Annotated in this window: 12 protein-coding genes; 2 read left to right on the top strand and 10 right to left on the bottom strand. The window is 59.8% G+C overall.

Annotated features, from left to right (window positions below; all coding sequences use genetic code 11):
• Positions 1 to 328: 328 nt before the first annotated feature.
• From arsN2 to EOS_RS02970, 8 genes are read right to left on the bottom strand one after another with little or no spacing between them, the layout of a single operon-like run.
• The gene (gene arsN2 / locus EOS_RS03005; protein ID WP_047845126.1) at positions 329 to 808 is read right to left on the bottom strand and encodes an arsenic resistance N-acetyltransferase ArsN2; all 480 of its coding nucleotides are present in this window, start codon (positions 806 to 808) and stop codon (positions 329 to 331) included.
• A gap of 10 nt (positions 809 to 818) precedes the next feature.
• Positions 819 to 2,075 (bottom strand): MFS transporter, encoded by a 1,257-nt coding sequence (locus EOS_RS03000; RefSeq protein ID WP_047845125.1) that lies wholly within the window; start codon positions 2,073 to 2,075, stop codon positions 819 to 821.
• Positions 2,044 to 2,808, bottom strand: a complete 765-nt coding sequence (gene arsH / locus EOS_RS02995) for an arsenical resistance protein ArsH (protein WP_047845129.1) — start codon at positions 2,806 to 2,808, stop codon at positions 2,044 to 2,046. Before arsH ends, EOS_RS03000 begins: the two co-directional genes overlap by 32 nt.
• Positions 2,805 to 3,230: an arsenate reductase (glutaredoxin) gene (arsC, locus tag EOS_RS02990; RefSeq protein ID WP_047845124.1), complete on the bottom strand. Its 426-nt coding sequence runs from the start codon at positions 3,228 to 3,230 to the stop codon at positions 2,805 to 2,807. The genes arsH and arsC overlap by 4 nt, the downstream gene beginning before the upstream one ends.
• Positions 3,227 to 4,312 (bottom strand): ACR3 family arsenite efflux transporter, encoded by a 1,086-nt coding sequence (gene arsB / locus EOS_RS02985; protein WP_047845123.1) that lies wholly within the window; start codon positions 4,310 to 4,312, stop codon positions 3,227 to 3,229. Before arsB ends, arsC begins: the two co-directional genes overlap by 4 nt.
• Positions 4,299 to 4,820, bottom strand: coding sequence for an arsenate reductase ArsC (locus EOS_RS02980; protein ID WP_047845122.1), 522 nt, complete (start codon positions 4,818 to 4,820; stop codon positions 4,299 to 4,301). The genes arsB and EOS_RS02980 overlap by 14 nt, the downstream gene beginning before the upstream one ends.
• Positions 4,817 to 5,284 (bottom strand): ArsI/CadI family heavy metal resistance metalloenzyme, encoded by a 468-nt coding sequence (locus EOS_RS02975; protein ID WP_047845121.1) that lies wholly within the window; start codon positions 5,282 to 5,284, stop codon positions 4,817 to 4,819. Before EOS_RS02975 ends, EOS_RS02980 begins: the two co-directional genes overlap by 4 nt.
• Positions 5,281 to 5,613: an ArsR/SmtB family transcription factor gene (locus EOS_RS02970; protein WP_047845120.1), complete on the bottom strand. Its 333-nt coding sequence runs from the start codon at positions 5,611 to 5,613 to the stop codon at positions 5,281 to 5,283. The genes EOS_RS02975 and EOS_RS02970 overlap by 4 nt, the downstream gene beginning before the upstream one ends.
• A 424-nt stretch (positions 5,614 to 6,037) precedes the next feature.
• Here EOS_RS02970 and EOS_RS02965 point away from each other — a divergent pair, with 424 nt between their 5' ends.
• Positions 6,038 to 7,717: an ABC-F family ATP-binding cassette domain-containing protein gene (locus EOS_RS02965; protein WP_047845119.1), complete on the top strand. Its 1,680-nt coding sequence runs from the start codon at positions 6,038 to 6,040 to the stop codon at positions 7,715 to 7,717.
• 393 nt (positions 7,718 to 8,110) lie between these two features.
• On the opposite strand, the gene EOS_RS02960 is transcribed toward EOS_RS02965, so the two are convergent.
• A complete protein-coding gene (locus EOS_RS02960; RefSeq protein ID WP_047845118.1) occupies positions 8,111 to 8,944 on the bottom strand; it encodes an oxidoreductase in 834 nt (277 codons plus the stop codon).
• Between the two features lie 166 nt (positions 8,945 to 9,110).
• Between EOS_RS02960 and EOS_RS02955 the strand changes: the two genes are divergently transcribed.
• Complete coding sequence (locus EOS_RS02955) at positions 9,111 to 10,022, top strand: AraC family transcriptional regulator (protein WP_047845117.1); 912 nt, start codon at positions 9,111 to 9,113, stop codon at positions 10,020 to 10,022.
• 369 nt (positions 10,023 to 10,391) lie between these two features.
• Here EOS_RS02955 and EOS_RS02950 read toward each other — a convergent pair whose 3' ends face one another.
• Positions 10,392 to 11,231: an SDR family oxidoreductase gene (locus tag EOS_RS02950; protein ID WP_047845116.1), complete on the bottom strand. Its 840-nt coding sequence runs from the start codon at positions 11,229 to 11,231 to the stop codon at positions 10,392 to 10,394.
• Between the last annotated feature and the right edge of the window lie 71 nt (positions 11,232 to 11,302).

The following is an 11,302-nucleotide window of genomic DNA, read 5'->3' as shown; positions in this document are numbered from 1 at the left end:
CGAAAAGGTCCGTTTCTTGACGGCACTCCGCTTGGAGCGGGGAGCACTGCAAGAGGTCGCGAGAGCGAACTTGCACGTCATGGTGATAGTTGCCCCCTACGCGCGAACTGCAACGGTCCGAAGAGGTCTAGTTACAGCTCTTCAAGCTGATTCCCGAATGTCCATTCCACACTAGGAAGCGGACGGCGGCGGTCGGGAGGTCGAACGTTTATATAGGGTCGATTTTTGCCCGACGCGGATCGATCAATGGCGGCCCGCTTCGCCAACTCAACGTCGGACCGGGTTCGGCCGCAAGAGCCGGTGACGAACGGGCGTCGAGCGTCGGAAATCAGTTTGACACCGGCCGCTCGGCGATGGGTGCCGAGGATGCCGTGCGCAGCCGCTTTCGCATGCAGGAGGCTGTCGACGGACACAGCGCCGCGAATTGCCTGCATAACCGCACTTCGCCGGGGACGTCTTCGCGGTTCACCCGCACGTAACCGGCTCGCTCGAAAAATCGCTCCGCCGTCGTTGTCAGTAGCCAAACATCCTGTCGCCCGCATGAGCGTGCGTTGTCTTCGAGGCGTGCGACCAGTGCACGTGCGATTCCTATTCCGCGTGCCTCCGGTGCAACAGCCAGTGATCTCAACAGCACGCTAGAGCCGAGCTGTTCAAGTCCGCCGATGCCGATAACCGATGCGCTTGCACCTTCTGCAACCAGAAATCCTGCAATGAGCGCCTTTGAGATATCTGCTACAGGCAAGTCATTCGCGCGTAAAAGGCTTTGGATCGCGCTCAGGTCGGCCTCATCGGCTATTCGTATCTGCATGGCAGCATGCTCACTCGAAATTGACTTGGCGGCCGCCGAGCTTTTCCTCGGAGGCGAGACGTGTCGCCAGGATGAACGCAACGGCTGAAACCAGCGACACCAGCAACACGGTCCATTCGACCGGGAGATAGTTTCCGCCGACCGTCCACATCGCAGCGGCGGAAATCGGCGCAATGCCCTTGGCAATATTCGAGGGCATCGAGAGTAGTCCGCTCACGGCTCCATAGCCCTCTGTCCACATCACGTCCTGCACGATCGTCCCGCGCAGGATCGTCATCATGCCGTTGGCGCCGCCGTAGACGATCGCAAACAGGATAAGTAACGCCGGCGACGTCCCGGCGCACATGAGAACGATGACCGAAGCCGGGAAGGCGGTCGTAATCACGATACCCACGATTGACGGCCGCACGTTGCGGCCTATTGTGAACCACAGCACGCGCGCCAGAACCTGTGCCGGTCCGATAATAGCCATCGTGGTCAGGATCAGTGCCGGCGACACGCGCCGCTCCGTCATCAGAGGTACGAGATGGAACGTGAGCGCGGCGAATGTCGCGTAGTAGGCCGTGAAGCACACTGCGAGTGCCCAAAATGTTGGCGTACGCAGTGCGCGCTGCGTGGCCGCTGCATTGACAGCTTTCTGCGTCGCCTTGTAATTTGATTCGTTATCACGCGGAGCATCTCGGCCGATGGCGAAAACGTGCAGTGGCAGGCAGATCGCCAGATTGAACGCGGCCAGCACGAGCAATGCGCCGCGCCAACCGAACCATTCGATGAGGCCCTGGGTCAGCGGGATGAATACCGTACTGGCAAAACCGGCCACCAGAGTGATCAGCGTGATTTTGGTGCGAAAGCCGTCAGGGAAATCGCGTGTGACCACCGCGAAGACCGGATCGTAAAGCGTGGCAGCCATCGCGACACCAAGACCGGCCCAGACGACGAACAGGATCGCGAGGCTATGAGCCTGCGACCATAGCGCCAACATCGCTGCAGCGAGAATCGACCCGCAGACCATGACGCGCCGGCCGTGGCCGCGATCGATCCAGGTTCCGATGGGATAGGCCGCGAGTCCCGAGATCAGCAGACCGATCGAGAGCGCTGCGTTCGTGGCGGTCCGGCTCCAACCCAGCGCACTTTCCATCGGCACGACAAACAGGGAGAACGCGTAGTAGATCGAGCCCCACGACACGAGTTGCGCGGCTGCGAGCGCCCATGTAGCGATAGCGCCGCGCGAGCCGTCACTCCGTCTCGCTGTCATCGGTATCGGCATTGACGCTCACCACCTCCTGGTTCATCGCGGCGGCCGCCAGCGTCGTGGCAAGCTCCGGATGCGCTTCCTTGCGCTCGCTGTAACGGTCGGTCAAGTAGTCCGAGCGATCGCGCACGAGTAGCGTGAATTTGTACAGCTCTTCCATCACGTCGACGACGCGATCGTAATAAGCCGATGGTTTCATCCGGCCGTCGGCATCGAATTCCTGCCAGGCCTTCGCCACCGACGACTGGTTCGGAATGGTCACCATGCGCATCCAGCGGCCGAGCACGCGCAACGCATTGACCGCATTGAACGACTGCGATCCGCCGCACACCTGCATCACCGCGAGCGTGCGTCCTTGTGTTGGACGGACGCCGCCGCTTTCAAGCGGTAGCCAGTCGATCTGATTCTTAAAGACGGCCGTTAGCGTGCCGTGACGCTCCGGGCTGCACCATACCTGTCCTTCCGACCACTCCGACAGTGTGCGCAGTTCGGCCACCTTCGGATGATCGGCAGCGACGCTGTCGGTCACCGGCAGGCCGTGCGGATCGAAGACCCGCGTTTCGGCTCCGAAATGGCGCAGGATGCGTTCGGCTTCCAGCGTCAGAAGCTGGCTGTATGACGTGGGGCGCAACGAACCGTAGAGCAGCAGGATCCGTGGCGCATGTTGCGAAACCGCGCGCGGTTCGAGTTTGCGCAGATCCGGCGTGTCGAGGTGCGGCGTGCTGATGTTGGGTAGGTCTTGTGTCATTCGCGGACTCTGCGTCCTTCGCCATCGATGACCGGTTCGCCGTCCTCCTTGGCAAACGCACCTTTTTGCGCTGCGGGCAGGATGTCGAGAACGACTTCGGAGGGCCGGCACAGGCGCACGCCAAGCGGTGTGACGACAAGCGGGCGATTGATGAGGATCGGATGTTCCAGCATCGCGTCGAGCAATTGCTCATCGCTTAGTGATGGATCGCCTAGACCTAGATCGGCGTAAGGCGTCCCCTTTTCACGCAACACCGCGCGTACCGTGAGACCGGCGCGGGCGATCAAATCCTTAAGCGTGGTCCTGCTCGGCGGGGTTTTCAGGTATTCGATGATCTCTGGCTCGATGCCCGCGTTGCGGATCATGGCCAGCGTGTTGCGCGACGTGCCGCAATCCGGGTTGTGATAGATCGTGACGTTCATACCCGTTGTCCTTTGATGCTGTGTTTTGCTTCGTACCAGTGCTGCGAGCGATTGACGACGCCGACGACCAGCAGCATCACCGGCACCTCGATCAGCACGCCGACCACGGTGGCCAGCGCCGCGCCGGAGTGAAAGCCGAACAAGCTGATTGCCGTGGCCACCGCGAGCTCGAAGAAATTGCTTGCACCGATCAGACTGGACGGTCCCGCAACGCAGTGTGCGACACCGAGCCGGCGATTCAACAAGTAGGCGAGGCCGGAATTGAAAAACACCTGAATGAGGATCGGCACTGCGAGCATCGCAATAACGAGTGGTTCCTTGATGATCGCCTGCCCTTGGAAGGCGAAGAGCAGCACCAACGTCGTGAGCAGCGCGCAGATCGAATAGGGGCCGAGGTGTGCGACGATCTTCCGAAAATGCGTCTCGCCCTTCACCATCAGCATTCGGCGCAGCAGCTGAGCGAGGATGACCGGGATGATGATGTAGAGGCCGACCGAAATAATCAGCGTATCCCACGGTACCGTGATGGCCGACAAACCAAGCAACAAGGCGACGAGTGGTGCGAAGGCCACGATCATGATGGAGTCGTTCAGCGCCACTTGCGATAACGTGAAATACGGATCGCCCTTGCAGAGCTGCGACCAGACGAACACCATTGCTGTGCAAGGGGCTGCTGCCAGCAGGATCAAGCCGGCTATGTAGCTGTCGAGCTGATCGGCCGGGAGCCACGGCGCGAACACATGGCGGATGAAGATCCAGCCGAGCAATGCCATTGAGAACGGTTTGACGAACCAGTTCACAAATAGCGTGACGCCAATGCCGCGCCACTGACTCTTCACCTGAGTCATCGCGGCAAAATCAATCTTGACCAGCATCGGAATGATCATCACCCAGATGAGCACGCCGACCGGGAGATTGACCTGTGCCACTTCCATGCGGCCGATCGCCTGGAAGAGCTGGGGAAGCACCTGCCCGAGCAGGATGCCGCCCACGATGCAAAGTGCGACCCAGACTGTCAGGTAGCGTTCGAAAAATCCGATTGCCGGGCGCGCGGCGCCAACCGCCGTGTCAGTGCTGCTCATTTGATTCCTCTGCAGGCCTCTCACCGATGGCGCGCATTTCGTGCTGAATCGCGCTGCTGTCAAGCACATGGAGCGGCAGGTTCACGAACTGGCTCACGCGGCTCATGATTTGTCGATATACCTTGGCGAATACCTTGCGCTTGTCTTCATCGCTGCCCTCGAACGCGGCCGGATCTTCAAAACCCCAATGCGCTGTCATCGGTTTGCCCGGCCAGATCGGGCAGACTTCGCCCGCCGCTTGGTCGCAGACCGTGATCACAAAATCCATGTGTGGAGCGTCAGGCGTTGCGAACTCATCCCAGCTCTTGCTACGCAGCCCCGACGTGTCGTAGCCGAGCGCTTCGCATCGTTCAATGGCAAACGGATTGACCGCGCCGGCGGGATGGCTACCGGCGCTATACGCCCGAAACTTCCCTTTTCCCAAGACGTTGAAAAGCGCCTCGGCCATGATGCTGCGCGAGCTGTTGCCCGTGCAGAGAATCAGAATTGAGTAAGGTTTATCGCTCACGCGGTGCTCCGGATCGTCACGATGGATTCAGCCGGCGCGCAGCATGCAGTCGTTAATTGCGCGTGTTCTCGCGCTCGATCGCGGGATTCGCCGTAGACCGGTGCAGCTTCGAGGGTTCTGAACGTCTCCCACGCGACGCCCTGCGGATCGATCGTCCACGCCTTATCCGACTTGGCGTAACAACAGGTTGTCTCCGTCTGCTCCTGTACCCGCAGCTTTGCCGCAATGAAGCGCGCATTCATCTCTTCCAGCTCCGCGTCGGTTTCAACCTGGATGCCGATGTGATCGACACCCGGTTTCGCGCCGCGCTGCGAAATCGCGAAATTGACGGCCGGATCGCTCAGCTCCCATTTGCAGTAATCGCTCTTGAGAACCGTAGGTTCCATGTTTCCGAACATGGCGCGATAGAACCGAATGCTATCGTTGAGGTCTTCGACCGCGACATGGATGTGCATGCGCTTCATGGTGTATCTCCGCAGCAGTTGGGAAGATCGCTTGCGGCACAAGTCGCGCCGGCACAGCAGTTTTCCGTCAGGAAGCCGATCAGGCCAGTCATCGCGTCGAAATTCGCGGTGTAGATGATGAAGCGGCTTTCTTGCCGAGGCTTCACTAGGTCCGCATGGGACAGATCCTTGAGGTGAAAGGACAGGCTTGAAGGGGGAAGCCCGAGCTGCTTCGCGATTTCACCAGCAGCCATGCCGTCCGGTCCGGCGACGACCAGCACGCGGAAAATCGCAAGTCGCGATTCATGGGCGAGCGCGCTCAGGGCGCGTACAACGAGATTTGAGTCCATGGCCGGAACGATAGACCATTCAATTCGATATTTCAAGCATTATCGAATTGATGGATATGTGCTGACTGGTACGGGTCTGTGACATGGGCGATCAGATTGTTTGAGCGACCGTAGTCACGCGAAAACCGGCCTTTCAGTCAGCCGGAGCGTACGTCGCGTTCGGGTCGACTTCTGCCCGACACCCAGGCCGATGAACGGCGGGCGACTCCGCTCAATCAGCGGCAGACCGGGTTCGGCCAGCAGCCGTCACTCACCGTCTGTTCCTGGCCCCGCAGCCGGAACGCCCGGTGCGCCAGTACCCGCCTTGCTTTGTGGCCGGTGGGCGCCGCAAAGCGCAAGCGGCTCTTCACTCGTGCGGCCAGAAAAGAGACAGCCCTGTACGTCCGGTCGGCTATCATGCCTATCCTCTCCGAAGTAGCTGCTTATGATTTCCGTCCGTAATGTCACGCTGCGCCGCGGCGTCAATATCGTACTCGACCGCGCGTCCGTCACCTTCACCCCCGGCGAAAAGATTGGCCTTGTCGGCCGCAATGGCGCCGGCAAATCGTCCTTCTTCGGCCTTCTCAACGGCACGCTGCACGAAGATGGCGGCGAGTTCTCGATTCCCGCTGCATGGAAGATGGGCCAGGTCGCGCAGGAGATGCCGGAGACCGAGCAGAGTGCGACCGAGTTCGTCATCGAGGGTGACACCGTAATGCTGGCAGCGCAGGCTGAAGTAGCCGCCGCTGAGGCCAGCGACGATGGCATGCGCATGGCGCACGCCTACATGGCCCTGCACGACGCCGGTGCACATGATGCCCCCGCACGTGCCCAAGCGCTCATCCTGGGCCTTGGCTTCAGTGCTGCGCAGCTCAGCCAGCCGGTCAACAGTTTCTCCGGCGGCTGGCGCATGCGACTGCAGCTGGCGCGCGCGCTCATGTGCCCGTCCGATTTGCTGTTGCTCGACGAGCCGACCAATCACCTCGACCTCGACGCGCTGGTCTGGCTGGAAGCGTGGCTCAAGCGCTATCAAGGAACCATGGTAGTGATCAGCCACGATCGCGAATTCCTTGACGCGGTGACGCAGGTGACGGTGCACGTCGACAACGCCAAGCTCGTGCGTTACGGCAGCAACTACAGCAAGTTCGAAGACATGCGCGCTGAGCAACTGGTGTTGCAGCAGGCCGCGATGGCCAAGCAGGTGGACAAGATCGCCCACCTGCAGAAATTCATCGACCGTTTCAAGGCCACGGCCTCGAAGGCGAAGCAGGCGCAGAGCCGGGTCAAGGCGCTCGAACGCATGGAGAAGATCGCACCAGTGCTTGCCGACGCAGAGTTCACCTTCGAGTTCAAGGAGCCGCTCAACGTCCCGAACCCGCTGTTGTCGATGCTGGACGCGAGCTTCGGCTACCCGGCGCCGACCGGCACACCGCCGGGCACGCCGCCGACGGTCATCGTGCGGGGCATCAACCGATCCGTGCTGGCCGGGCAGCGCATCGGCATTCTCGGTGCCAACGGCCAAGGCAAGTCCACGCTGGTGAAGACGGTGGCGCACGAGCTGGCGCCGATTGCCGGCGAAATCAGCGAAGGCAAAGGCCTGAACATCGGCTACTTCGCACAGCAGGAACTCGACGTGCTGCGTCCTCTCGACACGCCGATGGAACACATGATCCGCCTTGCCAAGGACACGCCGGCGCACATGCGTGCCCCCGGCCAGAGTGGCACCGAACAATCGCTTCGCACCTACCTCGGCACCTTCAACTTCAGTGGCGACATGGTCCATCAGGCGGTCGGCACGATGAGCGGCGGCGAAAAGGCGCGGCTCGTGTTGTGCATGATTGTGTGGCAGCGTCCTAACCTGCTGCTGCTCGACGAGCCTACCAACCACCTCGACCTGGCCACACGCGAAGCGCTAGGCATGGCACTCAACGAATTCGAAGGCACAGTGATGCTGGTCAGTCACGACCGGTCCCTGCTGCGCGCGGTATGTGACGAGTTCTGGCTCGTCACCAAGGGTGGCGTCGAGCCCTTCGACGGCGATTTGGACGATTACCAGCAGTTCCTGCGCGACGAAGCCCGTCGCATGCGCGAGCAGGCTACCGGGGAGCAGAAGGTCATCGCCTGAGTCAACCCCCTGGCAGTTCCAGTTTGGAAGCTGCCATAGCGCTCGCATCGAGTCGAAGGGCCGTGGGTCGGCTACAGCAGTTCGTCGTGGGACCGGGTTCGGCCACAACCCGCCATTCAAATGCGTCGTCGGTAAGACGTTCAGGCGTCGGCTCCGCCCCCGCAACCGGCCATCCGACTGTCAATGACGAGCGCTCGCTCGTCGGCTGAAGCTGCCATCGGACAGTCCACCGCCGAGCGACCGGCTAGCGTCACCGGAAGAAAAAGGCCCGTTTGTCGCGATAGCACGGCGTGCAAAGCAGAAGCCCGCTTCGGATTTCCTCCGATTCATCCAACGCTGTTTATTGCTAATGAGCTGCTTCAGACCGTTCCCAAGTATGGGCGCTACGCGCACTCATCCGTCCGTCGATCTAGTAACACCTTCCCACGCGTCAAATTCTGCACTGAGTGACGAGAGCTTTTCCCGGACCAAACCGAGTGCATCACTTCCTAGCAGAAGATGCGATGGCGGCTCGTCGCTTTCGATAACGGACAACATGGCACGTGCAGCTTTCACAGGATCCCCGAGTTGCCTGCCGCTTTTCTCTTCCCGTCCTTTTCTAATCGGATCGAACAGGGAATCGTAGTCCGGGATCGAGCGCGGCGTTCGAACCATCGAACGACCGGCCCACTCGGTACGAAAGGACCCTGGTGCAACTGCGGTAACGCGGATGCCGAACGGCCTGACTTCTTTACTTAGGACCTCGGAGATTCCCTCCAATGCAAATTTACTGCCGCAGTAGAAGGCGATTCCTGGCATGGTGATAAAGCCGCCCATTGATGTGATGTTGAGAATATGTCCGCGTCTTCGCTCGCGCATATACGGCAACACACTTTTCATGACGGCAACAGCACCGAACACGTTCACGTCGAATTGCCGACGCATGTCAGCAAGCGGTGACTCTTCCATGACGCCCTCGTGACCGTAACCGGCGTTGTTCACCAGCACGTCCAGTGGCCCGACGCTTGCCTCAATTCCGTTGACGACATCTTCGATTGAATCAAAGTCAGTAACGTCAAGTACTCGACCGAATGCGCTTGCAGAGTTAAGCGATTCAAAGCTCTGTTTTGCCTGCTCGCTTCGTACCGTGCCGACGACCCGATACCCTGCGGCGAGCGCTTCTTCAGCCAATGCGCGTCCGAAGCCGCTACTGACGCCCGTGATAAGCATGGTTTTGGTTGATGGCATTGCAAACACTCCTAGACTGGTTTGGAGGGTTGCATGTTATTCTGAATAACCCCTTCAAATCAGACCCAATTCTCTGTCTTTATTGCCTATTTCTATGTGCAACGCGGCTCGCAAGGAAAGCATTGACCAACGTGTTTCCTCTGCCAGCGCATGTGAACAGCGCCGGATGGTGGCCTTGCTGACTGCGCTGGCTCCGCAGGAAGGCTACAACCTGACTGCGTTGCGCGATGTGCGTATCCTGCGTTCGGACCGGGCGTTGTCTCGCACGCCGGTGCTATACGATCCCGGCATCGTGATCGTCTGCCAGGGTAGAAAGCGGGGCTATTTTGGTGACCGGGTCTATGTGTATGACGAGCAGCACTATCTCGCTGTTGCGGTGCCGGTCCCCTTCACGATGGAGACCGACGCGACGCCCGAGTGTCCGCTACTGGCCCTATACATGCATCTGGACTTTCAGGTGGCGGCCGAGCTCATGATTCAGATGGATCATCATGGCTTACCATCGTCGGGCAACGTGCCGCAGACCATGATGTCCAGTCCGATGGATGCAGTGATGCGAACGTCTGTACTACGCTTGCTGGAGGCAATGAACCAGCCACTTGATGCCGCAATTCTAGGCCCGGGCCTGGTACGCGAATTGTATTTCCGTGTACTTACCGGCGGTCAAGGCAACACAATGCGTGCGGCTTTAGCGATGCAAGGGCAATTCGGCAAGATTGGCAGAGCGCTGGAGCGTATCCACGCGACCTATGCAGAGCCGCTAGACCTTCCAGAATTGGCAAACCAGGCCGGGATGAGCGTACCTACGTTCCACAGCCACTTCAAGGCCATCACGAGTACCTCACCGATGCAATACGTGAAGTCCACTCGATTACATCAGGCTCGCTTGCTGATGGTGCGCCAAGGCATGACTGCTGAGGCGGCATGTCATGCTGTCGGCTATGCCAGCCCGTCTCAATTCAATCGGGAATTCAAGCGACTCTTTGGCCTAACTCCTGCCGCAGAGACGAAACGCCTTCGCGAGAGCTTCGCGCTGCCACCGGCGTTTCCAGAGTCAAAGTTTGTCTCGTCACATTGAAAGGCTGGTGATTGCGACTCTCTGGCACGATTCACAATGGCGGTTTCGTTTCACCTATTAGCCGTCCCCGAAGGCTACTGTGGTTGACTGCTTCGCCTTTATGAGCGTCGGCCTGCTCGATGGCCGAAGAGTCCGTTGTACTTCGGAAGCGGTCATTGGGATTTAGGTGTATCGATCGGCGGGATTGGGTCGACATCCGCCCGCCGCGTCGGGCGGCACGCGGCCATGAACGGTCGCTTACGATCCGTCCCGGGAAGTCTGCTTCGGAGACGCGAGCCGTCATCCGGCGTGGGTCTCCTATGAATGTCGACCTCCCGTTTCTTGATTTTCAAAGTGAGCGACGGTCCTCTAGCTGCCTTGCTGCAAGGCCTACATACCCGGCCCGAAGTCGGTCGAGAACGCGAGCTCTTTCTGTGCCTCTAGAGCAGCGAGACGGTCGCTCAATTGCTTGTGCATGACGTTGTAGGCATCACTCCCTAGCGCTATGCGTTTGGGCGCGGGATACTGGTCGGCGCTAGCAATCATGATTTCGGCCATCTTTGCGGCATCGCCAATAGGTATGCTGGTTCTTTCCTCGATCATCCGATGCGCCATGCGCGCCGGCGACGCATCGTAGGCGTCGAGTTTTGGCGACAGTTGGGCGCTTTGATAGCGAAAGTTCGTTCGCGCCGCGCCCGGCTCGACCAACGTGCAACCGATATCGAACCCAGCCACCTCCTGCCCAATAGCATCAATGAACCCTTCAATGCCCCATTTGCCGGCGTGGTATAGCGAGCCGGCGGGGAACGTCGCTTGGCCGCCCATCGAGGACAATTGGATGATGCGCCCACCGCCCTGAGTCCGCAGATGCGAAAGCGCCGCGCGCACGGTTTGAATGGAGCCGATCAGATTCGTGTCGATCTGATGCGTGATCTGTTCGTCAGTCATTTCTTCGGCCGCGCCGAATAGCCCGTAACCCGCATTGCTCACGACCACATCGATGCGACCCAGTTCACCGAATGCCTGGTCGACGACGCGGCGGATGGCCGGAGTGTCTGTCAGATCAAGCTTTGCGAGCCAAAGGGCAGCACCGTGGCGCGCTTTGAGATCGGTCATCGAATCCAGATCTCGCACGGTACCGGCGACGCGATCTCCTCTGGCAAGGAGCTGCTCGGTCATGTGACGGCCGAAGCCGCTGTTCACTCCCGTGATAAACCAGGTTTGCTTCATGATAATGGCATCCTCTCCGTCTATTTGGCTACGAGTTCTACCTGGAAAGTCCAAGCAGTTAACACAGCTTA

The organism is Caballeronia mineralivorans PML1(12), assembly GCF_001028175.1.
GTDB classification, from domain to species: domain Bacteria; phylum Pseudomonadota; class Gammaproteobacteria; order Burkholderiales; family Burkholderiaceae; genus Caballeronia; species Caballeronia mineralivorans.
This window is presented reverse-complemented; position numbering and strand designations above follow the sequence as displayed.

What these genes read in the sequence shown, in the direction of transcription:
- arsN2 (WP_047845126.1), bottom strand. Translation starts at nt 808, where the DNA reads ATGCAGATACGAATAGCCGATGAGGCCGACCTGAGCGCGATCCAAAGC.
- EOS_RS03000 (WP_047845125.1), bottom strand. Translation starts at nt 2,075, where the DNA reads ATGCCGATACCGATGACAGCGAGACGGAGTGACGGCTCGCGCGGCGCT.
- arsH (WP_047845129.1), bottom strand. Translation starts at nt 2,808, where the DNA reads ATGACACAAGACCTACCCAACATCAGCACGCCGCACCTCGACACGCCG.
- arsC (WP_047845124.1), bottom strand. Translation starts at nt 3,230, where the DNA reads ATGAACGTCACGATCTATCACAACCCGGATTGCGGCACGTCGCGCAAC.
- arsB (WP_047845123.1), bottom strand. Translation starts at nt 4,312, where the DNA reads ATGAGCAGCACTGACACGGCGGTTGGCGCCGCGCGCCCGGCAATCGGA.
- EOS_RS02975 (WP_047845121.1), bottom strand. Translation starts at nt 5,284, where the DNA reads ATGAAGCGCATGCACATCCATGTCGCGGTCGAAGACCTCAACGATAGC.
- EOS_RS02970 (WP_047845120.1), bottom strand. Translation starts at nt 5,613, where the DNA reads ATGGACTCAAATCTCGTTGTACGCGCCCTGAGCGCGCTCGCCCATGAA.
- EOS_RS02965 (WP_047845119.1), top strand. Translation starts at nt 6,038, where the DNA reads ATGATTTCCGTCCGTAATGTCACGCTGCGCCGCGGCGTCAATATCGTA.
- EOS_RS02960 (WP_047845118.1), bottom strand. Translation starts at nt 8,944, where the DNA reads ATGCCATCAACCAAAACCATGCTTATCACGGGCGTCAGTAGCGGCTTC.
- EOS_RS02955 (WP_047845117.1), top strand. Translation starts at nt 9,111, where the DNA reads ATGGTGGCCTTGCTGACTGCGCTGGCTCCGCAGGAAGGCTACAACCTG.
- EOS_RS02950 (WP_047845116.1), bottom strand. Translation starts at nt 11,231, where the DNA reads ATGAAGCAAACCTGGTTTATCACGGGAGTGAACAGCGGCTTCGGCCGT.